This window comes from Agromyces sp. NPDC058104, from assembly GCF_042884835.1.
Taxonomy (GTDB): domain Bacteria; phylum Actinomycetota; class Actinomycetes; order Actinomycetales; family Microbacteriaceae; genus Agromyces.
This window is the reverse complement of sequence record NZ_JBHVTD010000002.1, coordinates 184,872-205,368: the sequence shown is the minus strand read 5'-3', so window position 1 is coordinate 205,368 and position 20,497 is coordinate 184,872. Positions and strand designations below refer to the sequence as shown.

The following is a 20,497-nucleotide window of genomic DNA, read 5'->3' as shown; positions in this document are numbered from 1 at the left end:
CGGCTCCCTTCGTCAGGCCGCGAGCGTGCGGCGCATCACGTCTGTCTTCTCGATGTTGTTCAGGCGCACGTCCGTCTCCAGCGTGCCTTCGGAGACGAGCTTGACGTGCATGAAATCGGCGAGCATAGCGGGGTTCCCCGATCGCCAGTATCGCTTGATCGCCTGCATGTTCGCGACATTGTCGTCCTCTTCCGACACCCACACCACGCGGTTGCAGACGTTCTGGAAGCCGTCGAGGCCCGTCGAGAAGGAGGTGATGACGGAGACGAGGTACTGGAACTCGCTCGCGAGCCATCCGGCCTTCAGCTTGTCGCGCTGCTTCGACTGGACGTCACCCGTCCAGAGCCGGGCGTCGTAGCCGGCCGCCTGCATCCGCTCGACCAGGATCTTCGCGAACTGCTTCGAGTGCGTATAGACGCTCACCTGCCGCCCGCGGAACCGCTCGTCGTCGAGCACCTGCCGCAGCGCCCACAGCTTCGTCGACTCGGTGTGCTCGTCGAAGACGATCTCGCCCTCGGCATCGAAAGACATCGTGCCGAGGGCCGCCGTGCGCAGGCGGGTGCGCTTCGCGATCGGGAGGTTGGTCACGAGCGGCTCGAGGCGAGTGTGCGAGCGGAGCCACACCAAGCCGTCTTCCTCGAGCGCCTCGTAGTCGAGCTTCTGCTGCGGGAGCATCGGCACCTCGAAGACGAACGGCTCGGGCGCGGGCCCGAGCGGGTCGGGGAGGCGGATGTAGCACGGGAGCGACTTCACGAACTGGCCGGGGTTGCGCTCGCCGGTCACGACGAGCACGGGGCGACCGCTCCCGTCGGTGACCGGCTCGCCACCCTTGCCGTACGGCGTCGTGAGCGCGCACCACTCGGCGCGCCACCGGATGAACGAGTTGTCGATGAAGCTCGGCCACGCCCACGACGTGACACCCCAGGCGTTCTCGAAGCGGTTGCCGACGAACGTGCCCGACATGCCGAGCTTGAACGGCTGCGGGCCGCCCTTCTTGCCTTCGAGGATCTTCAGCGTGCCGTTGCCGTTCGTCTTCCGGTTCGCGACCACGTGCACCTCGTCGACGATCAGCGCGTCGAGCGGGGCCATCTTCGAGTAGACCTTGACGTGATGGCGGCGCATCTCCTGCTTCGGGTAGAGGCGCGGGCCGATCGGCTCGGCCTTCGTGGGGACGCGGGTGACGACCTCGTTCGTCGAGCGCTTCCGCTCCCAGATCGGCTGCCCCTGCTCGTCGGTCGTCGGCAGGCGCTCCCAGTCCTGAGCGGCGAGGTACTGGCTACCGCCGAAGTAGAGGCCCGGCTCCCCCGAGATGAGCGCCTTGAAGTTGCGCTTGCCCGCGGCCGAGTCGTCGATGCGAAGGAGTACGGCGGCGCCGTCCGACTGTGCGGCGAGGCGGTCGGCCCACTGCTGGTACGTGTCCTTCACGCCGACGACGAGCACGCGCTGGAACCCCATGCGGAGCATGAACTCGATCGCGCACACGGTCTTGCCGGTGTCCATCTCGCTGCCCCAGACGGCCGCGCGCGTCGGCTCGGCCATCGTGCGCATGATCGCCTCGACCTGCGCCGGCCGCAGTACCTTCGCGCCCTCGGGGGCCGCCGGGTCGCCCGGCCAGTAGATCTTGTCAGTCGTCACCGTTCGCCACCTTCCGGTCGAGCTCCGAGGTGAAGTCCTCGAACGTCGCGTAGTCGGGCAGGGTGACGAGCTCGCGGCCCGTCTCGGCGTCCTGGATGACGACCTCGCCCTGCGGGGTGAAGCTCGCGAGCGCGTCGAGTTCGTTCGCCTCGCTCCAGCGCTCCAGCGTGCGCACCTCCATCTCGTCAACCGTCATCGCGCGAGTCCTCTCCGATGTATCGCGCGTACACCTTGGCCGCGCGATGCTCGCCCTGCCCTCGCGGGGTGGTTCCCCGCACGGTGAACTGGAACTCCCCCTTGGGAAACTTCTTGGTGCCATTGGTCAGGCTGTTCACCGCCGACATCTTGACGTCGGTGCCGATGAGCGCCCACTCGCCAGGGCGCGCCCGCAGCTGGTCGGCAGCATCGGCCCAGTCGTGTCGCTCGTTATGGCGCGGCTCAGGATCTTCCCACCTCATGCGTCGCACGCTCCCTTCGGGTGGATCATGAAGCACTCGGAGCACTGCTCCTCATGGGCGGCGGGCCGGGCGGGGTCGATCGGCTCGGGGCAGACGACGTGCCGGTAGACGCCGGTCACCTGCCCTTCGGGCGGCGACTGAATCTGCTCGCCCTCGTGGATCTTCCCGCCGCACTCCGCGCAGCGACCGGGGAATCGAGCGGGGAAGCTCACGCCGCCTCCTTCAGGGTGACCGGCGTGACCTCGAACTCGATCACGGCGGGCTCCAGCACGATCGGCGTCGGGAAGGTCGCCACCTCGCGGGCGGCCTCCTCGTGCAGTCGCGCGGTGCGACGTTCGAGCGCGATGCCGAGCACGGCGAGCGCGACACCGACGCCGCAGAGCGCGAGCAGCACGAGCGCGAGCCAGAGCAGCGCCGGGATCATGCCGCCGCCGCCATCCGCACGGCGTACACGTGCTCGAGCGTGGCGAGGTCGTCCCAGTCGCACTTCGCGCCCGCGCCGTCCTCTTCGCAGCCGCAGCGCGGGTCGCTGTAGCTCGACGGGCCCGCCGCGATCTGCGCCATGCGGTCTTCGAGGGTGCGCAGCGGCACCGACTCGGGATCCTGATGCACGCCGCCCTGCGTCGGGTCGACGATGGTTTCCACTGCCTTCCTCATGCTGCCTTCGCCTCCCCGCGCATCCACGCGCCGATCTCGGCCTCGTGCGCGAGGCCCCAGACGGTGACAGGGTGCCGTCGCCCGTGCTCGATCAGGAAGTCGCCCGAGGCGGGCACGAGCACGCCGCTCTGCACCGTGAACTCGGCGCTCGCGAGGCCGTGCTTCATCGCCTCCTCGACCGGCCACCCCTCGGCGGCGCACGCGGCCGTGAGGTCGTCGCCGCTCAGGGTGACGTTGAGCACGCCCGTCTCGGCGTTCCAGGCGAAGCGGTCGTCGCTCGGCCGGTCGGCGCGCAGCGCCTCGGCGATCGAGTCCGTCCGGTTCAGCGAGTCGCGCACGGTGCCCATGTTCGTGGTGCCCATCGCGTCGCCGATCTGCGACTTCGGCGCGCCTGCATCGAAGGCCATGCGCACCTCGATGTCGAGCCGCTTGTCGTACTCGGCCATCTCCTGCGCGACGATCTCGCGCGCTCGGGCGGCGGCGCCGGCCTTCGCGTTGCGGCGCGCCTCGGCGGCCGTGCGGACGTTGCGCAGGTGCATCTCCTGCTTGGGCGTGAGGTTCACCATGTCGGCGCTCCCTTCGGTTCGGCGGATCTTCCGCCAGTGGATGTTCGATCGTTGGATGGCGACCCGATGGCCGCCGCGGTCGAGGATGACCGTCATGAGGCTGCCGCCCGTCGGCGAGGCGTACACCGTGCCCATGCCCCGGCGAGGCACGTAGGCCCGGCCGACTGCGGGCCCGACGGACGCCGTGAGCACGGCTACCCCTCGGCCACCGCGCGCAGGTTGAGTGCCGCGTGCGCGTTCGACAGGCTCTCGTACTGCGCATCGGCGCTGCTGCCGTGCACCCCGGCCTCGACGTTGCGCGCCCCGTTCAGCAGCGCGATCGCGAGCGCGACGGCCTTCTCGGGCGTCAACGTGACCTGCGTGTTGAACTTCCGCTTCTTGCCCTTCGCGAGCGCGTAGCGCAGATCCGAGACAACGAGGCTCACGCGCCCCACCCCGTTCGTGACGGAGAGGTCGAGCGAGCGCTTCCCGCCGTCATAGAGCGGCTGGACGTCCTCGATGTTGAATGCGGTCATGGTCTAGATCTCCTTCTTGTCGAGGCGGGCGATCTGGCGGTCTTCCCAGAGGTCCTTCTCGGAAGAGCCCATGTCGTCCCAGTTGAGGGGGTACGGGATGCCTGCGGCTTCGATCCGCTCGCGGATGGTCATGCCGGATCCGTGCAGTCGTGGCAGCCGCCGCCGTCGCAGGTCGAGCAGTTCGGGTAGCCAGCCTCAGTTCGATGGATCGGGAGCGGGCGGTACGTGTCGGCGGCTTCGGCGCGCTCCAACTCGCCCAGTTCCGCCGCCTGCTCCAGGCGCGCCAGACGGGTGAGCACGGCGCGGGCGTGAGTGACCATCTCGTCGTGATCTTCGTAGTCGGAGTAGAACGCCGCTCCCACGGCCTGCTCGAAGACGCGGCGCACGTCGTCCCACCTGACGGGCGCGCCCCGCCTCTCGGATCGTGTCGCCCGGTACTGCCGCGCGTCGTGGAGTGCCCAACTCTTCGGGTTGGTGAGCGAGCGGTCGAACTCGGGGCGCCCCTCGATGAACTCGCACGACATCATCGCCTTCTTCGTCCTGAAGCTGAATCGTCGCCCCATGAGCGGGTTGACCACGGGGAACGGATCGGCGGTGCACTTCTCGTGCTTGCCGCTGCTGAACATCACGGGCGCACCTCGCTCACAAGCTCGGGCGTCACCCATCCGGCGCGAAGCCCCATGCTGCCGACCTGACGGGCTTGGGCGTCGGCCCGCTGCCGGGCGTAGGTCACCTTCTTCTCGGCGGCCCGCACAGCGGCCTGAGCCTCTCTCAGCTTGCGCTCTGCCTCATCCAAGGCGGCCATCTCGCGGATCAGTCGAGCGATCTGCTCGGGGACATGGCCGATCGAACCGGGCGCGCCGACGGGGATCGAGGGGGCCTGCGCCCGGTCGGCCTCGATGGCCTCCACGATCTGCTCGTGGATGTACTCGGCGCTGCGCTCCTCCACATCCTCGTCGTGCTGGATCGTGAATGCGCGCATCTGCTCGTCGGCGAGCTCGCTGGGGGTCTTCACTTCGTCTCCTCCTCGGGTTCGAGCGCCAGCAGCAGCGCGCGCAGCGCGTCGTCAACCGGGTACGTGACTCCCCCGTTCTCGTGCACCGCCTTCACGTCGCTCGCCAGCGCCTCACGAGCGGCCGCGATGAGGTCGGGCAGCGTCATCGGCACCATGTGCACGACCAGCGACGACTCGCGCACGATCTCGCCCGCGCGGATGACGTCGAGGCACTGGCCGGGCTCGTCGTCGTCCCACTCCTGCGACCACGAGACGGTGATCTCGGGGTAGGCGGCGCTGAGTTCGTAGAGCGCGCTCTCGGCGCTCGTCGCGCGGTACTTGCTGTGCCCGGTGATCGTGATGTCGCCCTCGGGGCTCGCGTCGCGCCCCTGATAGGCCCACTCCTCGCGAGGCGTGTCGATCGGCTGCCACTTGGCGCGGGACGGAGTCACCGCCTCGCGCTCATCGTCCTCGTCTCGCGACTCCCAGATTTCGCCGTCGCGCGTGAGCTCCGGCCAGCGCGTGAAGATGTCCTCCAGCTTGAGTTCGGCAGGTGCGTTGGCGATCGTGATGCTGTTCCAGGTGCTCATGGCGTCATGCCTCCTTGATCTCTTCGACGCGTGCCGGCGGCGTGCCCCATCGCGTCTGTGCGTCCTGCGCCGCCTCTTCGGCGGTGCGAGCGTTGATGATGCGCGCCCCGTTCGGGTACGTGACGCGGAACCGGCGCAGATCTGCGATCACGCCCATGTTCGAGGTCGTGCCGCTCATCGCCGCCCGCCCCTCTTCGCCTTGCGACGACGGGCGACCGCCGCGCGGTGCAGTTCGGCCTGCCGCGCTTCGCGGTGCCGCTCCTCGCGGGCGTGCCGCGCGGCGATGATCGAGAGCGCGTAGGGGTCGGGGTTCATCGTCCGGCCGCCTCAGTCCACGGTCGCCCCGCCGCCTTCGCGTACTCGGCGATGGTCGCCGCATGCTCGGCGAACTCGGGGTCGTCGGCGTCGTAGTCCCCTTCGGCCTCCGCCCACGCGGTCAGGATGTCGTGCGCGCGGTCGGGCTTGCCCGCCGCGGTGAAGACTCGCGCCATCGCCTCGGCCTCGCCGAAGTTGAGATGTTCGGCGATGTCGTCGGCGGCATCCCACGTGATCGCCTTGTCGAAGTTCGCCACGGCGTCGGCCACGTCGAGCCGCTGTGCCCTGTCCGCTTCGATGGCGCGCACCATGAGCGCCCGCAGGTCGGGGCCGCTCGGCTCAGTGGGGAAGCCCGAGAGCGTCCAGTACACGTCATCGACGATCTGCTCGGGGGTTCGAAGTTCGGTCATGCTGCCTGCTCTCCTTCGCTCTTCGGCGCGCGGCCCGGCCGCATCGTCGTCGTTCGTTCGATGGCCGCCACGATGACGGCCGGATCAGGGGTCGCATCGGGCGACAGAGCGCGGCCGCCTCGCGCGAGGTACGCCGCCACGGCGCGCCAGAGGTTCACCTTGGGGGCGGCGTTGCTGTCGTGGACGATCCGAGCGCGCGCGACCTCCCAGGCCGCGCGCGCCTCAGGCGTGCCCGGCTCGGCGTCGATCGCCGCGAAGATCTCGGCGCGCGCCTCGGTTCCGAGCCTGCCGCCTGAGTTCGACGCGAAATCGAGGGCCTTCGCGACGCGCTCGGCGCCGCCCTCCACGCTGTCGAGGCCGCTCATGCTTCGATCCCCCAGGCACGGAGCACGCTGCCGGGATCCGCCGCGCGCCCGGTGTTGCGCGCGGCGGCGCTCAGCATGCGATCGCGCCACCCCGCGGGGTAGCCCACCGCGTAGCGCCATGCCTCTTCGGTGCGCTCGCGCTGCCGCGGTGTCATCTGCCGAACCTTCGGCGGGTAGGGCTTGCTCACGCGGCGGCCTCGCTCTCTTCCTCGGCGACGGTGAAGCGGTCGCGGTTCAGCTGATCGACGGCGGCGGCGCGCACCATGCGGAGACGTTGGGGGCGCGCCTTGATCGCGGCGGCATCCGCGCCGCGCGCAGCCTTCACGATCGCCTCGGGCAGCGGTTCGGCCGGGATCGGGTCGGCGAACTCGACGAACAGGCAGCGGGGGCCGCCGTAGGGCACGGCGACGCGCCGAACCGTGAACACCTGCCCAGTTCGGGCATTCGTCACGACGTCGCCCGGTTCGAGGTACGCGGCATCCGTCTTCGCGGTGCCGGCCTCGGCGAGCATGACGGTAAGCGCGGCCTCGGCGGCGTCGCGGTCGCGCCACGGCCCGCCCGGCACTCGGCCGCCGGTTCCCTCGATCCACCACGTGCGGCCGCCGTTGTAGGCGTCATAGGTCACGGCGTAGTCGTGGGGATTCGCCAGCTTCATCGCAGTTCCCCCGCCCAGTCGAAGACGCGAACGTACTTCGTCAGCACCTTGGTCGCGTGCTCGCGCTCGCGCCACTCGGCCGGGGTCGCGGGCGTGCTGCCCATGCCCTCGGGGTCGATGTAGGCGAGCAGCGCGCGAGCCATCCCGGCGCGAGCCTTGCGGCGCACGTCCGGGCCGCCGTGACGGTTCCCAACCGGGGCGTCGAGCCTCCACCGGACATCGGCCAGGATGGGGTTACTCCGGCTCGTGAGCGGTCGCGGGCGCAGCTTGCCGACGTAGTAGAGCGTCACCGTGCCGTCTCGGCTCGTGCGATGCACCAGCTTCGCCTCGGGCAGTCCGTCGCCCTCGTGCCACTCGCCGACGTGCTCAGCGGATGCGGCGATGAGCGACGCGACCACGCGCGCCGCGCTCGCTTCGTTGCCCACGCCCGAGACGGCGTATTCGGCGTGCCAGTCGTTGCCGCGCTTGTAGGCGGTCGCTTGCGTGCTCATCGTGCGTACCCCTGCGCCACGAGTGCCGCGGTGCGCTTCTTGTTCTCGTCGGTGCCCGCCTTGGCACGCGCGAGGAGCGCGGCGCGCTCGTCGTCGTCGGGCTTCCGGTGCGTCTTGATGTCGCCATAGGGCACCGTCTGCCCGTTCATCCGCCCCGAGTCCCAGCGCGGCCAGTAGACGACGGAAACGCCCTTCGGGTTGACGCGGGTAACGATCGCCGCGTCGTCGAAGCGGAAGCCGACCACATCGCCCTTGGCGATCGTCTCGGGCGAGAAGTCACCCGCGACCCCGTCGGCGATCTGCTCGGCGCGCACGCCCTCCCAGAAGGCGATTTGCTGGCGCTTCTCCTCCAGCATCGCGACCAGTCGCGCGGTGTGCGCGTTGTAGCGCTCGATCCGCTCGGGGTCGTCGGCGTGCGCGGCCGCGTAGCGCTCGGCGTTGTCGTTCGAGGTCTTGACGGAGCGTTCAAGCTTCCGCATCTCCGGCGCGAGCCGCTCGATACGCCGCGCGACCGTCTGCGGGTCGTAGCGGTGATCCGTCGTGCGCGCGGCGATCTCGGCGCGCTCGGCGGCCTTCGTTGCCTCGCGATCGGCCGCGACGCTCGCGCCCATCGCTCGATCCGCCTTCGCGATCGCGTTGCGGTGCCGCCGCTCGGAGTGATGCCCGATCTTGATCGGCTCGCCGCCGTAGGGCAGCGAGTCGAGCGCGCGCCGTGCGCGGTCGTCGGCGGCATCCGCCGCGCCCGCCTTCCGCTCGGCCTTGGCTTCGAGCGCCTCGACGCGATCGGCTTGGCGCTCGATCTTGCCCGCCTCGACTTCGGCCATGTCGCGGAGCTCTCGCGAGACGTCGAGTTCGACGGTGAACCCGGCGGCCTCCAGTGCCTTCCGCGTGCGGTCGATCTTCCAATCGTTCGGCAGGTGGTCGCGGCTCGACGGGATGAACCATGCCCCGATCGAACGGCCCCAGCGCCACCCGCACGACTTCAGGACTTCGGCGGATCCGTCGCCGCGTGCGGTGCCGCGTGCGAGCGTGCCGCCCGCGTGCGTGTGTTCGAGAGTGATCGTGCTCATGGTGCTTGCCCTCCTCAGGCGTTGAGATTATGCCCCGCGCACGTCGCGCGCAAGGGATTTATTACAGTCGATCGCGATTAGTCGCTATCTTGTGCCGCCGGAGCGGCGGCGGTAGCGCGGCCGGGGTCGCGCCTTCTTGATGGAATCGACCGCGTAGGCCGACAGGATCGCGAGCGCGGCCAGGACAGCCACGCCGCCGACCTCGGGCACGACGTCGAGCCACGCGCCCGAGATCGTGGCGGGCGTGCTCACTCGGAGCTCACGGGGACGAACTGAACCGCGAAGTCGCGGCGCTGCCCGTCGGGGCTCATGCTGACCGGCTCGGGCACGATCTCGGCGCGCGTCCCCTCGGGAACTCGGACGCTGCCCTTGATCTGCGCGAGCAGCGACCGCGCCGCGAGGGCGTGCATTGCGTCGGCCGACAGGCTCGCGACGATGCGAACCGTCTTCGTGCGTCGGCGAATCGCGCCGTGCGTCGTCGCACGGATGCCGCCCACGTTGCTCTGCCAGCGATCGCCCGACACGTAGTCGGTACCGATTCGGAAGTTCGCCAGTTCCATAGCTCAGCGCCCCGAGATCGCGGGCATGCTGCCCGTCTCGAACCGCTTGACCATCCGGGCGCGCTTGCGCTCGATCGTGGCCATGCGCTCGACGTGTCGGCGCTCGCGGTTCGTCGCTCGGCGTTCCGTGCTCTGTCGCGTGGTGCTCATGATCGTTGCTCCGTTTCCATCGTTGGTATCGGGTGAGCCTGTGCGGCTCGCAGAGCGGCTAGAAGGAATGGCTAGCCGCTCGGGCGCGGCACAGTGTCAGGAATCCCGAGAGTCGGCGATGTCTTCGGCGCTGGCTTCGCCCGCGTCCTGCCGCGTCGCGAACCGCTCGCCATCGGCGGCAATGTAGGGCCGCGTCACAGTGGCCATGGCCAGCCCTGCGAGCGCGCCCCGGTAGGCGTTTTCGTAGAGTCCGCCGATTCGGTCCCACTTGTGGCCCCCGCGTGCGCCCGTAATGGCGTCGGCGATCGCCTTGGCGCGAGGGTCGAGCGCGTCCGCGTGCAGCGCATCGTGGAAGTCCTGCCCGCTGATCACGACGAGCTCGGGGAACGGGGTGACGTGACACGCGGGGCACTCGTCCGCCATGGCCACGTAATCGACGCCGGCACGGTGCCCGCAATTCGCACAGGTGAGCATGATCACACCCCCTCGCCGGCCGGGGCGACATCCACGATCGCCTGCCCCGGATACGAGGTGTAGCCGAAGCTGCGCGCGGCCTCGGTCGAACTGGCCAGCACGCGGCGGCTCATCCCGTCCGCGTATCGGATCAGGTACGTCCGGCAGTCATGGCGAACGGCCATGGCGATTGCTACAGTGGTGCTCATCGTCATTCCCTTCAGAATGATGGTCACGCCCCCGATCGGTTGCCGCCGATGCGGGGGTTTCTGTGTGGTTGCTACCACCATACAGACATGTAAACCAGATTACAAGTCAGAAACGCGAATTACTTTTCTGCCGATTCAGATTCGGCTATCCAGCGGTGCACGGATACGCGCGACACCTGCCCCATGCGGGCCGCCCGCGCCACGGGCACACCGTCCGCCACAGCTGCCAGCACGGCCGCCCGCAGATCATCAGTCGCCTGGGCAAGCACCCGCTCAGCCTCGACACGGCGAGCCCCGGCGCGCTCGATGTCGTCGCTGTGATTGGTCACGATCGCCACGGTACACCGCGATACGCGGCACGTCGGTAGGCGGGTGCATGGCAGGAACCGGGAACCCTGACAATCGGGTTATCAAGCGGACATTGGTACAGGGCAATATGTCGCATTGACAATCAGATTGTCAGCCGATCAATTGTGCTCGATACCCGATACGGGACAGAGGTAGCAGGACAGAGGCCAATGAATAGGCGGATGCTGTACCGGTACTAGTGTATCCCCCTATGTATAGCGATGATTAGTGGATTATCAGATAAGTGCATAAGTACAGGGGCAGAGGGTGCGGGCCTGCCCCAAATCAACAGATCCGCATGATCTCGCGGATTTCCTGAATTACTTACCCGGTCACTAGATATGCTCAGATGTGCACACAGACGAGCCGCTATGCACAGGGCTATGCACAGGGGTGCACATAGGGGCATGCTCGATCGAAAATTGGCATGCACCCCACCCCCTCCCCCGGGGTACGGGTGCCCCCGATCCGTTGCACATCGCCGAGCGACGAATGCCGGCTGAATGTTTGCCGGAAAGAATTCGAGAGAACACCGGGTGCGGGCTGAGAGAGGGGCGCTACCTGCCCACTGCGCGGGGAAGCTCCAATGACGTCGTTTAGCCGTGCACGTTCTCGCCGTGGATCAGTTGGCGGCGATCAGCCGAGTGGCGAGCTCGTCCCAGTCGACCTGCGATGCCTCGCGGGCGTTGCCGGAGATGCGGTCTTCGCGCTGGACCTCGTCGACGAGCATGCCGCGAGCCTCGGCCTCGGAGACGCCGAGGAGGTTGGCGACTCGACGGGCGGCGACGCCGGCCGCTTCGATGGCACGGCGTTCGCGCTTGGAGGGCTCGCCGCGGGTGATGCCGAGGGCGACGCCGAAGCCGATGAGGCCCACCAGGACGATGATCGAGAGCGCGAGGATGATTGCACCAGCCATGCGGGCATTGTGGGGGCACGACGCGCCGAAGGCAAGCCCCCAGAACGCGGTGGATCGCAAGAAATCACAGTGAAATGCGGCAGGAAACAGCAGATCAGGCCAGATTTTCGATTGACCCCTCTATTCCGTGCGTTTACCCATTTACCCCGGTAGCGTGGACGGTATCGGCGGCATCCAGGCCCGCCGCGAGCACGAGAGGAGCAGGCGATGCAGAGGTACGTGAAGCGGGCGGGTGACCGCGAGCAGCGCATGGACGTCGCACCGACCTACGACGAGATCCCGGTGAAGGCCACCGAGGCGATGCACTCGCCACGGCAGGCGCGCCGCGAGGCCGAGCAGGCGGGCCGGCGCGCGCGGCGGAAGGCGGCGCGGATCATGGCGGCAGGCGTCGGCGTCCGGGCCTACGCGCGGCAGCACGCCGCGGAGCTCGAGCGCCGGGCGACGAACGACTACCTCGAGAGCCTCGCGCAGGCCGGGCCCGACGAGGTCGCGGCATGAGCGCGGCGCTCGACTACCTGCGCCGCGAGCTCGAGAAGCGCAAGAAGGCCGTCGTCGAGTGGGAAGAGGAGCACGAGACGGCAGTCGGGCACGTCCAGCGAACCGAGACGGGGATCGCGACGGCGAAGCAGGACGTCGTCGACCTCGTGGCCGCGATCGACGTGCTCCAGGAGCGCGAGCGGGCGCAGACGACGAACGACACCCCGGCCGGCCACGAGGGCGGCTCGCTCAGCGCGCGCCTCTCGCGAGCACGTCGGGCCGACAACGAAGGAGTGGGCGGCGCATGAGCGACTTCGACGACCTGATCCAGGCCGGCATCGACGACGCCGACCGCGACATCGCCGCGGGCATCCGCCGCGAGCCCGCGCATGCCCTCCCCGAGGCGGCCGAACCGCCCACCAAGCCGCTCGAGCTCGTCGACGACGCGCCCGGAATAGCGGCTAATCCGGGCGAGGCCGACATCGTCGTTTTCGTCAAGCCGAAAGGCACCTGTTCGCAGTGCGACCTCACCAAGCGCCGCCTCGACGCCGCCGGCCTCGAGTACGCCGAGCGCGACCTCGTCACCGACCCGACCGCCTTGGAGTTCGTGAAGACCCTCGGCTACCTCTCGGCGCCCGTCGTCGTCGTCCGCGACGCCGACGGCCTCACCCGACACTGGGCGGGCTTCCGTCCCGACCTCATCGACGAACTCACGAACACTGTTCGGAAGGCAGCAGCAGCATGAGCACGACCAGTTCCCCCGACGCCGCGGCCGCGGCCCTGATCGCCGACGAGCGCTTCGCGCTCTACGACGCCCCCGACGAGCAGACGATCGACCTGCTGATGGAGATCGCGGCTGCCGCCGACACGGTGCCGGCCGAACGGTTCCGTCTCCCCGGCGACGCCGCCATGCTCGCCGAGCGCCGCGCCTCGCGTCGCATCCCCCTCCTGCGCATCGCCGCCGATGCGCTCGCCGAACTCCGTCTGCTCGACCGAGCAGCGGCCGACGCCGCCGACATCGCGGCCTGAACAGAGGAGATCCACATGAGCAAGAGCACCAACCCCACCGAGTCCGCCGCCGCCACCGAGGGGATCGACCACGCCGCGCTCGGTGGCGAGCCGATCGACCTCGGGGACGCCGCCCGCGCCGACGAGCCGAACATCGAGAACCCCGCCGAGTTCTTCGCCGGGTACGACGCCCGGCTCGTGAAGGCCGCGGCGGACGGCTACGACGGCACGGAGCTCGAGGAGTTCGCCGAGCGGCTCCGCAACGAGGCCCTGAACCTCGCCGTCGAGCAGGAGGCCCCGCAGGCGGTGCTCGACGCGATCCACGCGCACTTCAGCGACCTCGACGAGATCCTGACCGGCGTGCCGCACGCCATCGAGGTCGACCCCGAGGTGGGGGCCGCGAACGCCGCGCTCGCCGAGGCGCTGGGCGTCGGCGAGCCGGTCGACGCCGCCCGCGTCGAGTACGCCGACGGCACCGCGCCCGAGATCGGCGACGACGGCCTCCAGCTGCTCGCCGAGGCGGTCGAGGTCGTCGGCACGCCCACGCCGACCGCCCTCGCGGGCCTGCCCAACGGCACCGCCGTCGACGCCTCGCAGCGGATCAGCGGCGACATCGCGGCGCACATCGCCGTCCAGCACGAGGCCGAGGGCGCGCTCACGCGCTTCGACCTGCTGCGCGTCGAGTTCGGCGCGGTCGCGGCGGCCGAGGAGTCGGCCGACCTCGTCGCGCACCTCGAGCGGCTGATCGAGATGTCCCGCGCCTGGGTCGCCGCGATCGAGCTCGAGCAGGCCCAGGAGTCGGCTGCCTGATGCGCGGCGAGCTTCCGCTCGCCTCTCTCAAGGCGAGCATGACGAACCCGGCGGCACCGACCGTCGAGCAGCGCCTTGCCGCCGTGCAGCGGGTGCGCGAGTCCGAGGGCGAGCAGATGCTCGTGCTCGGCGACCTCGTCGACTCGGGCCTGCTCTACCACGTGAACCGATACGCGCTGCACCCCTTCGGGTACGCGCTCGCGGTCACGCAGCAGTCCGGCCTCGGCCTCGCGCGCTTCGCCCCCGGATTCCTTCTGGTCGGCGACGGCGTCTCGCGCCTCGAGTTCCACCCGGACATCGTCGACGAGATGGATCCCATCTCTCAGATGGTGACCGAGGCGCGCTCGAAGAGCATGGCCGAGGTCATGGCGCTGCACCCGCTCCCCGGAGGTACCGATGGCTGACCGCATCCAGTCTCGTGCTCGCCTTGCCCGCCTCGACGAGCGCGGCCGCATCCACATCGGTCGAGCCACCGGCAACGAGCCGGGGCAGCCGTTCTGGGTGACGGTCGCGCCCGAAGAGGTCACCGTCCCCGCCGGCACGATCATTATCGTGCCGGCGCGGGACGTGCCGCCCCCGCCGAGCTTCCAGGTGGTGCAGTGACGCGGCCCGCCTACAAGCTGCGCGCGTCGCACCACGTCCGAAACCGTACAGAGTCGGGCGACTGGGTGGATCCTGGCGGGTCGCCTCGGCGCGCACTCTCCCCCGCAGTTGGCTCCATCGGCGCGTACCCCGACGTCTCGCGTCTCGCGGTGAAGCTGAACCAGAAGCAGGAAGACGAGGGGCGCTACGACTGGGTCTACTACCCGGATCCGGTGCCCGGCGTCGCGCCAGTTAGTCACTAATCCCCCAAAAGGGGGACAGGGGCCCGCCCATCGTGGCGGGCCTCTATGCTGCCGCGCGCACGGTGATCGCCCGGCGCGCGATCATGGCCTCGTACTCGCGCGCGACGATAGTGTGCAGCGTCTCGAGGTCGAACTCGACGCAGAAGCCTCGCGGCCCGCTCAAGAAGATCGACTCGGGCAGCTTCGCGTTCGTCTGCACGGCGAACCGCCGCGCACCTTCGGCGTCGTGGATGTAAGTGTTCATGGCACCCCTTCGTTACCGTCCCGCCCCCGTGGCGTTTGTTCCACAGCATAGGCCGGGCGGGGGACATTCGGGATCTTCTTAATTCGTCTCTTTGGCGCTGTAATTCGCTGTGCTCTACTGTGGTTCTTTGCACGACATCCACAACCGTCGAAGGGACACCAGCATGGCCGAGGCTGGGATTGTGATTCCCGAGGTGCCGGGCAACGATTCGCGTCCGCGATTCGCAGCGACGCGCTTCCGCCAGGGCGGTCGCACCGTCTATTCGCTCGACCTCTCGCTCGAAAGCGTGATCGCCAGCATCATGCCGCCCGACCCGGACAAGCCCACCGAGGGCAACCGGGCCATCCGCCCAAAGCACGCGCTCGAGTTCGGGCAATACATACGTCAGCATGAAGATTGGGTCGTTCCGGGCCTCATCATGCGCGCCCCGGACATCTTCGACTTCGAGGTGTTGACAGAGGTCGAGGGCACAACCTTCGGCATCTTGCGGTACCCATTGCGCTCGCTCATGGACATCAACATCCTCGACGGCCAGCACCGCATCTTGGGCATCAACATGGCGATGAAGTCGCTCGCCGACGACATCGACAAGGCGCAGAACCACCTCGCCGCGGCGAGGCGCCAGGATCCAGGCGGCAGGGCCGAGGAGGATGCTCGGGCGACGATCGCGAAGCTCAAGAAGCGCATGGCGACGCTCGCCAACGACCACGTCGCACTCCAGATCTTCATCGAAGATGACCCCATGGCCTACCGCCAGATGTTCTTCGACATCGCGGACAACCAGCTTGGAATCACCGCCTCTGTGCGCTCTCGATTCGACTCGCGCAAGGTCGTCAACCGCGCCTACCCGCTCGTCAACGACCACCCGCTGCTCGTCGGCCGGCTCGACCTCGAGGGCGATCGCTTGGGCCGCGGTTCACCCTTCCTGCTCGGCGCCAAGCACGTCGTCGAGATCATCCGCTGCGTGACAGTGGGCCTCGACGGGCGCGTGTCGAAGATCCAAGAGGTAACCCTCAAGGAGCGTGACATCGCTGACAATGCACGAGCATTCCTCGATCGCGCAGTCGACGCCTTCCCCGACCTCCAGGCAGTGCAGAACGGCACCCTCTCGCCTGACGAGCTCCGTCGTTCGAGCCTGCTCGGCTCCGTGCTCATGCTCCGCATCCTCGCCGCAGTGGGCCACGATCTGATGACCGGAAGCACCGAGAAAGCCATCGGCCATGACCTCCCCGAGGGCGCTCATTGGCAGCCCGCGGAAGTCGAAGCGTTCTACGCGCTCCTCGCTCCACACATGGAGGGCCCGGTCTATCCGGGCTCGATTTGGTTGGACTACATGCCGGGGTTCTGGGACGACGGCACGTACTCTCCACGCAGCAGGCGGCAGGACTTGCGAGGGGTCAAAGACACACTCGTGAAATGGGCAATCGAGCGCCCAGAGTTCCTAGTTGCAGCGCCAAAGCCAAGGCCAATTGACGAAGACATTGAGATCGAAGAGCATGCTCCCCTCGAGCGCGATTCGATGACGTATCGCCTCTTGACGCAGTAGGGCGCGCGGCCCGCATTCCGTGCACAGCGTCCGTTCCTGAACGTACGCTGTGAGGATCATGGGTACCCCGCAGCAGTACGATCACACGCGCGCGGTCGGCAAGATCGACCGCATGCTGCTGCGCGGTGCGTCGAGCGGCAAGAGCCCCACCGAGCTCTCCAGCATCGTCGGGAACACGCTCACGCCGGCCGCGGCCGCGGCGCGCGTGCTCGAGATCTTGGACTCGCGCGACTGGCTCTCGCAGGCGCAGCGGAAGCTCCTGCTCATCGACGACCTCATGGACTTGAAGGATCGGCTGATGAAGATCGCCGAGTCGGGCAACACGCTCGACGCCGCGACCCCGCTCCGTCAGGTGCTCCAGACGATCCTCAAGGTGCTCGAGACGGACAAAGTCGACATCGCACGCGCGATGCGAGAGATCAATCGATCGCAGGCCCGTCTCATGCTCGAAGCGATCATGCTCATGTACGAGCGCGTCGGCCTCGAGCTCTCCAAGCGACACCCCGAGATCGACTTCAGCGCCGAGATGGCCGAGATCCTGCCCGTTGCGATGCCGCACGCCGTGAAGATGATCGAAGGCCGCGTCCCCGTCGAGACTCCGCTGTGATCGACGACCCGAACTACCTCTCGCGGCTCCTCCCGGACGTCCAGGAGGAGTTCGAGAAGACACTGCGTCGCGAGCGCTACAAGACCGACCCCGTACTCTGGGGCAAAGACGTGCTCGGCGTCGACATCTGGGAGAAGCAGGTCGACATCGCGATGGATCTCGCGTGCGGCGACAAGAAGTCGATCGCGGTGCGCGCCGGCCACGGCGTTGGCAAGAGCTTCATCGCGGCGTTCCTCGTCTGTTGGTGGATCGACACGCACCCGATCCAGCGCGTGTTCGTGGCGAGCACGGCGCCGTCGGCCGATCAGGTCGGCGCGATCCTCTGGCGCGAGATCCGCAAGTTCTGGTCGCTCAGCCACAAGCGGTACGCCGAGTACCTGCGCGCCGTCGAGAACGGCGAAGAGACGGACATGCCCGATCACCCGTTGCCAGGGCGCATCACGGGGGACAACAAGTGGAAGGACGATCTCGGCAACCTGATCGGCCACGGCCGCAAGCCCCCGGACAACAAGGAAGACTCGTTCCAGGGCATCCACGACGGCTACGTGCTCGCGATCGGCGACGAGGCGTGCGGCCTGCTCGGCAACATGATCGACGACCTCTCGAACATCACGTCGAACGCGAAGAGCCGGCGTCTGCTCATCGGGAACCCGACCAACCCGCGCTCGCGGTTCGGCGAGATCTTCCTCGACGACACGCCCCGCACCTTCACGGACGAGGAGACGGGCGAGGAGAAGACCGCGACGCTCCAGGACGTGTGGAGCCTCCACCACATCTCCGTGCTCGACTCGCCCAACTTCCACGGCGGCGGCATCTGCAAGTGCGAGCGCCACCGCGGCATGCCGCGCGGGCTCGGGATGCCGGCCGAAGCGCTCGAGAACCTGACCGACCTCTCGTACGTCGTCGAGAAGAAGGCCGAGTACGGCGAAGACTCGAGCCGCTACAAGGCGCGCGTGCTCGGCGAGTTCGCCTACGACGAGGGCAACAACCTCTTCACCGACGACATCCTCGGCAAGGGCTTCGACGCGAAGGTCTTCACCGAGGGCGAGGGCACGACCGTCTGGCTCGGCATGGACGTGGCGCGCTCGATCAACGGCGACTGGAGCTACCTCTACTCCTTCACGCAGGGCGAGCTCTACGAGCTCGACGACGAGACGGCCGCCCCGCTCCGACTGAGCAACGAGATCGGTGGCAAGCTCCGACTCGTCGACCGCTGGCGCGGCGTGCCGCTCGTCGACACGATCTCGGCCGAAGGTGAGAAGCAGGTCGGGCAGGCGACGCTCGTGCATCAGCACGCCCTGAACCTCGGCGCCTCCGAGGTGCGCGTCGACTCCGGCGGCCTCGGCGTCGGCTTCATCGACGGCCTCAAGAAGCTCGCATGGGGGCACTACCGCGTCATCGAGATGCAGTCGGGCGGCCCGACCCCGGACAGCCGCGCATGGCACCGGAACCGCGACTACCAGTTCGACCACCTCGCGAAGCGGATGCAGGCCGGGCTCATCGACATCGACCGCCTCGACAAGGTGCTCGTGCAGCAGCTTGGCGACATCACGTACGAATTCATCGACCCGCACGGCGCGATGAAGATCGAGTCGAAGCGCGAGATGAAGAAGCGCGGCGTGAAGTCGCCGGATGCCGCCGACGCCGCGTGGTACGCCGCGGCCGATCTCCGACACCTCGACGGGCCGCAGGACGGCGATACCGTGCACACCGACCCCAACGACGTCGTCGAGCGGGGCATGGAGAGCGGCTTCTACGACGACTGGCAGATGGCCTACACCCTGAACGCTTCCTGAGCGTTCGCTGAATGCTACGGCTACCCTGAACCCATGTCAGTCGGGAGTGAGGTCGTGCGCGCGGTAGGTGCGCCAACGTACGAGCAGCTGCGCGACCTCCTCGGCGAGCAGGCGCACACCATCTCGCGCCAGGAGGAGACGCTCGCCAAGGTCGCGGCGATGATCGACGCTCGCGGATGGAATCGCGTCGGCGGCGTGACCGGTTCGGCGACCGGCCTCGACATCGCGACGCTGCGCAAGGCGTCCGAGCAGCTGCGCCCGTACGTCACCGCCGACTCGATCCTGAAGCGGATCAGCGACCTCCAGGGCTTCTACGCCTACGGCGCCGGCATCGGCTTCAACCGTCTGGGCAACGGCAAGCGCGCGTTCCTCGACGACCACAACATCACCCGGCTCTTCTCGGCGACGGCGCTCGAGGAGATCAACCGGGCCCACGGCACCGACGGCAACGCGATCTTCCTCGTCAACACGCGCACGAAGCGCATCATCCGCGTGCCGTTCGAGCAGGTCGGCGTCCCGTGGATCGATGGCGATGACCCCGAGCTCGTCTGGTACGTGCGCCGCACGTACACGAAGCGCACCGTCGCGAAGCCGCACGGCGAGACGATCGACGTCTACTACACGACCCCCGAGACGCCCGTGGCCGGCCTCGGGCCCGACTACATCGAAGAGTCGCCGGGCAAGCGGATTCCGATCGACAAGGAGTGGATCGCGGTCAACTGGCGGGTGAACTCGCAGACGGGCTGGCCGCTCGGCGTCCCCGATCTCCTCGCGTCGCTGCGGTGGGTCGACAAGTACGACTCCTACCTCGCGAACCAGGCGAAGTTCGCGGAAGCGCTCGCGCTGCTCGCGTGGCAGTTCAAGGCGTCGACCGCCGATCAGGCCAAGAAGCAGGCCGCCGTCGTCGCAGGCAGCACGGAGATCGGCGGCACCGCCGGCTCGGTGAACGGCTACATGGAGGCGCAGCGGGGCAACTCCGACGTCTCCTTCGAGAACGGCGAACCGCTCGCGGCCGCGGCCGCCGTCGGCGCGAACATGGTGCTCGACGACGTGCTCGGCAAGTCGGGCAACGCCGCAGCGAAGCAACTCGACCCGATGGTGAAGGCGTGGGTGCGCTCGCGGCGCGAGGCTGCCGATCGATTCTTCCGGCAGATCGGCAAGCTGCTCGGCGCGCCGAAGCTCGAGATCGTCTGGCCGGAGATCGACGACGAGTCGCCCTTCCGCGAGGCGCAGATGATGATCGCCGCCTGGGGCACCGGCCTCTTCGAGCCCGAGGAGATCCGCAATCCCGTCGCCGCACGCCTGCGCATCCCGACGGAGGAGGGCTCGAAGGCACCCCAGGGCGTGCTCATCCCGAACAACGAGAAGACGGCGAAGCTGAACAAGCCCGACCCCGCGAAGGATGATGAGAAGGCCGGCGGCGTCAACAAGCAGGGCGACGACGAGCTCAAGGTCGGCAAGACGAGCGACGGCGACAACGAGGCGCGCGACAAGGGCGAGTAGCCGTATCGCCGATCGCACCATTCGAATGTATGTTCGAACTGATGCGATACTGGCGCCCCGATCTCCGAAGCGTCCGCCGTGGCGAGTGGATCATGTTCGACGGCGAGCGCAAGATCGCGATCATCCGGCTCGTGACGATCGGACTCGGCGAGTACGGCAAGCGCGAGCTCTTCCGCGCGGTCACCTGGGCGCCGCGCAGCGAAGACCGCGACCTCATCGGCTACTTCCCCGACCGCCACCTCGCAGCGGTCGTCGTCTGGAGCGTCTACCAACGAGATCTCGAGCGGGCGCGGCGAGTCTGAGC

At 68.4% G+C, this 20,497-nt stretch carries 41 protein-coding genes; 13 read left to right on the top strand and 28 right to left on the bottom strand.

All coding sequences use genetic code 11. The features are described from left to right. Positions 1-12 precede the first annotated feature (12 nt). The 27 genes from ACFVTH_RS08850 to ACFVTH_RS08720 all read right to left on the bottom strand — a co-directional run bounded on the left by ACFVTH_RS08850 (position 13) and on the right by ACFVTH_RS08720 (position 11,357). Positions 13-1,635, bottom strand: a complete 1,623-nt coding sequence (locus tag ACFVTH_RS08850; RefSeq protein WP_387089351.1) for a hypothetical protein — start codon at positions 1,633-1,635, stop codon at positions 13-15. Then, a complete protein-coding gene (locus ACFVTH_RS08845; RefSeq protein ID WP_387089348.1) occupies positions 1,625-1,831 on the bottom strand; it encodes a hypothetical protein in 207 nt (68 codons plus the stop codon). The genes ACFVTH_RS08850 and ACFVTH_RS08845 overlap by 11 nt, the downstream gene beginning before the upstream one ends. After that, the gene (locus ACFVTH_RS08840) at positions 1,821-2,093 is read right to left on the bottom strand and encodes a hypothetical protein (RefSeq protein WP_387089345.1); all 273 of its coding nucleotides are present in this window, start codon (positions 2,091-2,093) and stop codon (positions 1,821-1,823) included. The genes ACFVTH_RS08845 and ACFVTH_RS08840 overlap by 11 nt, the downstream gene beginning before the upstream one ends. After that, positions 2,090-2,305 carry a hypothetical protein gene (locus ACFVTH_RS08835; RefSeq protein ID WP_387089343.1) on the bottom strand — a complete coding sequence of 72 codons (216 nt, stop codon included), beginning with the start codon at positions 2,303-2,305 and terminating at the stop codon, positions 2,090-2,092. Before ACFVTH_RS08835 ends, ACFVTH_RS08840 begins: the two co-directional genes overlap by 4 nt. Next, on the bottom strand, positions 2,302-2,517 hold the full coding sequence (locus tag ACFVTH_RS08830) for a hypothetical protein (protein ID WP_387089340.1): 216 nt from the start codon (positions 2,515-2,517) through the stop codon (positions 2,302-2,304). Before ACFVTH_RS08830 ends, ACFVTH_RS08835 begins: the two co-directional genes overlap by 4 nt. Further along, positions 2,514-2,738 (bottom strand): hypothetical protein, encoded by a 225-nt coding sequence (locus tag ACFVTH_RS08825; protein WP_387089337.1) that lies wholly within the window; start codon positions 2,736-2,738, stop codon positions 2,514-2,516. The genes ACFVTH_RS08830 and ACFVTH_RS08825 overlap by 4 nt, the downstream gene beginning before the upstream one ends. An 8-nt stretch (positions 2,739-2,746) precedes the next feature. Then, on the bottom strand, positions 2,747-3,508 hold the full coding sequence (locus tag ACFVTH_RS08820) for a hypothetical protein (RefSeq protein WP_387089334.1): 762 nt from the start codon (positions 3,506-3,508) through the stop codon (positions 2,747-2,749). 2 nt (positions 3,509-3,510) lie between these two features. Beyond that, positions 3,511-3,831, bottom strand: a complete 321-nt coding sequence (locus tag ACFVTH_RS08815; protein ID WP_387089331.1) for a hypothetical protein — start codon at positions 3,829-3,831, stop codon at positions 3,511-3,513. 3 nt (positions 3,832-3,834) lie between these two features. Continuing rightward, complete coding sequence (locus ACFVTH_RS08810; protein WP_387089328.1) at positions 3,835-3,963, bottom strand: hypothetical protein; 129 nt, start codon at positions 3,961-3,963, stop codon at positions 3,835-3,837. Next, the gene (locus tag ACFVTH_RS08805) at positions 3,960-4,457 is read right to left on the bottom strand and encodes a hypothetical protein (protein WP_387089325.1); all 498 of its coding nucleotides are present in this window, start codon (positions 4,455-4,457) and stop codon (positions 3,960-3,962) included. The genes ACFVTH_RS08810 and ACFVTH_RS08805 overlap by 4 nt, the downstream gene beginning before the upstream one ends. Continuing rightward, entirely contained in the window at positions 4,457-4,846 is a 390-nt protein-coding gene (locus ACFVTH_RS08800) for a hypothetical protein (RefSeq protein WP_387089323.1), read from the bottom strand. Before ACFVTH_RS08800 ends, ACFVTH_RS08805 begins: the two co-directional genes overlap by 1 nt. Continuing rightward, the gene (locus ACFVTH_RS08795; protein WP_387089320.1) at positions 4,843-5,415 is read right to left on the bottom strand and encodes a hypothetical protein; all 573 of its coding nucleotides are present in this window, start codon (positions 5,413-5,415) and stop codon (positions 4,843-4,845) included. Before ACFVTH_RS08795 ends, ACFVTH_RS08800 begins: the two co-directional genes overlap by 4 nt. Positions 5,416-5,419: 4 nt before the next feature. Further along, positions 5,420-5,593 (bottom strand): hypothetical protein, encoded by a 174-nt coding sequence (locus tag ACFVTH_RS08790; protein ID WP_387089317.1) that lies wholly within the window; start codon positions 5,591-5,593, stop codon positions 5,420-5,422. Next, on the bottom strand, positions 5,590-5,730 hold the full coding sequence (locus tag ACFVTH_RS08785; RefSeq protein WP_387089314.1) for a hypothetical protein: 141 nt from the start codon (positions 5,728-5,730) through the stop codon (positions 5,590-5,592). The genes ACFVTH_RS08790 and ACFVTH_RS08785 overlap by 4 nt, the downstream gene beginning before the upstream one ends. Next, complete coding sequence (locus tag ACFVTH_RS08780; RefSeq protein WP_387089311.1) at positions 5,727-6,140, bottom strand: hypothetical protein; 414 nt, start codon at positions 6,138-6,140, stop codon at positions 5,727-5,729. The genes ACFVTH_RS08785 and ACFVTH_RS08780 overlap by 4 nt, the downstream gene beginning before the upstream one ends. Beyond that, on the bottom strand, positions 6,137-6,505 hold the full coding sequence (locus tag ACFVTH_RS08775; RefSeq protein WP_387089308.1) for a hypothetical protein: 369 nt from the start codon (positions 6,503-6,505) through the stop codon (positions 6,137-6,139). Before ACFVTH_RS08775 ends, ACFVTH_RS08780 begins: the two co-directional genes overlap by 4 nt. Further along, positions 6,502-6,693, bottom strand: coding sequence for a hypothetical protein (locus ACFVTH_RS08770; protein ID WP_387089305.1), 192 nt, complete (start codon positions 6,691-6,693; stop codon positions 6,502-6,504). Before ACFVTH_RS08770 ends, ACFVTH_RS08775 begins: the two co-directional genes overlap by 4 nt. Beyond that, a complete protein-coding gene (locus ACFVTH_RS08765; protein ID WP_387089302.1) occupies positions 6,690-7,160 on the bottom strand; it encodes a hypothetical protein in 471 nt (156 codons plus the stop codon). Before ACFVTH_RS08765 ends, ACFVTH_RS08770 begins: the two co-directional genes overlap by 4 nt. Further along, positions 7,157-7,651, bottom strand: a complete 495-nt coding sequence (locus ACFVTH_RS08760; protein WP_387089299.1) for a hypothetical protein — start codon at positions 7,649-7,651, stop codon at positions 7,157-7,159. The genes ACFVTH_RS08765 and ACFVTH_RS08760 overlap by 4 nt, the downstream gene beginning before the upstream one ends. Then, the gene (locus ACFVTH_RS08755; protein ID WP_387089296.1) at positions 7,648-8,721 is read right to left on the bottom strand and encodes a DUF3560 domain-containing protein; all 1,074 of its coding nucleotides are present in this window, start codon (positions 8,719-8,721) and stop codon (positions 7,648-7,650) included. Before ACFVTH_RS08755 ends, ACFVTH_RS08760 begins: the two co-directional genes overlap by 4 nt. Positions 8,722-8,805: 84 nt before the next feature. After that, complete coding sequence (locus tag ACFVTH_RS08750) at positions 8,806-8,973, bottom strand: hypothetical protein (protein WP_387089293.1); 168 nt, start codon at positions 8,971-8,973, stop codon at positions 8,806-8,808. After that, positions 8,970-9,281 (bottom strand): hypothetical protein, encoded by a 312-nt coding sequence (locus ACFVTH_RS08745; protein WP_387089290.1) that lies wholly within the window; start codon positions 9,279-9,281, stop codon positions 8,970-8,972. Before ACFVTH_RS08745 ends, ACFVTH_RS08750 begins: the two co-directional genes overlap by 4 nt. Before the next feature lie 3 nt (positions 9,282-9,284). Further along, positions 9,285-9,431 (bottom strand): hypothetical protein, encoded by a 147-nt coding sequence (locus ACFVTH_RS08740; protein ID WP_387089287.1) that lies wholly within the window; start codon positions 9,429-9,431, stop codon positions 9,285-9,287. 96 nt (positions 9,432-9,527) lie between these two features. Further along, complete coding sequence (locus ACFVTH_RS08735) at positions 9,528-9,911, bottom strand: hypothetical protein (RefSeq protein WP_387089284.1); 384 nt, start codon at positions 9,909-9,911, stop codon at positions 9,528-9,530. Further along, entirely contained in the window at positions 9,908-10,120 is a 213-nt protein-coding gene (locus tag ACFVTH_RS08730) for a hypothetical protein (protein WP_387089281.1), read from the bottom strand. The genes ACFVTH_RS08735 and ACFVTH_RS08730 overlap by 4 nt, the downstream gene beginning before the upstream one ends. A 92-nt stretch (positions 10,121-10,212) precedes the next feature. Then, complete coding sequence (locus ACFVTH_RS08725; protein ID WP_387089278.1) at positions 10,213-10,422, bottom strand: helix-turn-helix domain-containing protein; 210 nt, start codon at positions 10,420-10,422, stop codon at positions 10,213-10,215. Positions 10,423-11,063: 641 nt separating this feature from the next. Continuing rightward, positions 11,064-11,357, bottom strand: coding sequence for a hypothetical protein (locus tag ACFVTH_RS08720; RefSeq protein WP_387089275.1), 294 nt, complete (start codon positions 11,355-11,357; stop codon positions 11,064-11,066). A gap of 207 nt (positions 11,358-11,564) precedes the next feature. Between ACFVTH_RS08720 and ACFVTH_RS08715 the strand changes: the two genes are divergently transcribed. The 8 genes from ACFVTH_RS08715 to ACFVTH_RS08680 all read left to right on the top strand — a co-directional run bounded on the left by ACFVTH_RS08715 (position 11,565) and on the right by ACFVTH_RS08680 (position 14,497). Next, positions 11,565-11,855: a hypothetical protein gene (locus ACFVTH_RS08715; RefSeq protein WP_387089272.1), complete on the top strand. Its 291-nt coding sequence runs from the start codon at positions 11,565-11,567 to the stop codon at positions 11,853-11,855. Further along, positions 11,852-12,142 (top strand): hypothetical protein, encoded by a 291-nt coding sequence (locus tag ACFVTH_RS08710; RefSeq protein WP_387089269.1) that lies wholly within the window; start codon positions 11,852-11,854, stop codon positions 12,140-12,142. The genes ACFVTH_RS08715 and ACFVTH_RS08710 overlap by 4 nt, the downstream gene beginning before the upstream one ends. Before the next feature lie 173 nt (positions 12,143-12,315). Then, entirely contained in the window at positions 12,316-12,579 is a 264-nt protein-coding gene (locus ACFVTH_RS08705; protein ID WP_387091811.1) for a glutaredoxin domain-containing protein, read from the top strand. After that, positions 12,576-12,863, top strand: a complete 288-nt coding sequence (locus ACFVTH_RS08700; protein ID WP_387089266.1) for a hypothetical protein — start codon at positions 12,576-12,578, stop codon at positions 12,861-12,863. The genes ACFVTH_RS08705 and ACFVTH_RS08700 overlap by 4 nt, the downstream gene beginning before the upstream one ends. Positions 12,864-12,878: 15 nt before the next feature. Then, on the top strand, positions 12,879-13,652 hold the full coding sequence (locus ACFVTH_RS08695) for a hypothetical protein (protein WP_387089263.1): 774 nt from the start codon (positions 12,879-12,881) through the stop codon (positions 13,650-13,652). Positions 13,653-13,690: 38 nt separating this feature from the next. After that, on the top strand, positions 13,691-14,056 hold the full coding sequence (locus ACFVTH_RS08690; RefSeq protein ID WP_387089260.1) for a hypothetical protein: 366 nt from the start codon (positions 13,691-13,693) through the stop codon (positions 14,054-14,056). Then, on the top strand, positions 14,049-14,255 hold the full coding sequence (locus tag ACFVTH_RS08685) for a hypothetical protein (protein ID WP_387089257.1): 207 nt from the start codon (positions 14,049-14,051) through the stop codon (positions 14,253-14,255). Before ACFVTH_RS08690 ends, ACFVTH_RS08685 begins: the two co-directional genes overlap by 8 nt. Then, positions 14,252-14,497, top strand: a complete 246-nt coding sequence (locus tag ACFVTH_RS08680; protein ID WP_387089254.1) for a hypothetical protein — start codon at positions 14,252-14,254, stop codon at positions 14,495-14,497. The genes ACFVTH_RS08685 and ACFVTH_RS08680 overlap by 4 nt, the downstream gene beginning before the upstream one ends. Before the next feature lie 43 nt (positions 14,498-14,540). On the opposite strand, the gene ACFVTH_RS08675 is transcribed toward ACFVTH_RS08680, so the two are convergent. Then, complete coding sequence (locus ACFVTH_RS08675) at positions 14,541-14,741, bottom strand: hypothetical protein (RefSeq protein WP_387089251.1); 201 nt, start codon at positions 14,739-14,741, stop codon at positions 14,541-14,543. Between the two features lie 127 nt (positions 14,742-14,868). Between ACFVTH_RS08675 and ACFVTH_RS08670 the strand changes: the two genes are divergently transcribed. The 5 genes from ACFVTH_RS08670 to ACFVTH_RS08650 are packed head-to-tail and all read left to right on the top strand — an operon-like array spanning position 14,869 to position 20,495. Continuing rightward, positions 14,869-16,287: a DNA sulfur modification protein DndB gene (locus ACFVTH_RS08670; RefSeq protein ID WP_387089248.1), complete on the top strand. Its 1,419-nt coding sequence runs from the start codon at positions 14,869-14,871 to the stop codon at positions 16,285-16,287. Between the two features lie 58 nt (positions 16,288-16,345). After that, a complete protein-coding gene (locus ACFVTH_RS08665; RefSeq protein ID WP_387089245.1) occupies positions 16,346-16,894 on the top strand; it encodes a hypothetical protein in 549 nt (182 codons plus the stop codon). Next, positions 16,891-18,690 (top strand): hypothetical protein, encoded by a 1,800-nt coding sequence (locus ACFVTH_RS08660; protein WP_387089242.1) that lies wholly within the window; start codon positions 16,891-16,893, stop codon positions 18,688-18,690. Before ACFVTH_RS08665 ends, ACFVTH_RS08660 begins: the two co-directional genes overlap by 4 nt. 33 nt (positions 18,691-18,723) lie before the next feature. Further along, positions 18,724-20,193 (top strand): hypothetical protein, encoded by a 1,470-nt coding sequence (locus ACFVTH_RS08655; protein ID WP_387089239.1) that lies wholly within the window; start codon positions 18,724-18,726, stop codon positions 20,191-20,193. 41 nt (positions 20,194-20,234) lie between these two features. Then, entirely contained in the window at positions 20,235-20,495 is a 261-nt protein-coding gene (locus ACFVTH_RS08650) for a hypothetical protein (protein WP_387089236.1), read from the top strand. The last annotated feature ends 2 nt before the right edge of the window (positions 20,496-20,497 follow it).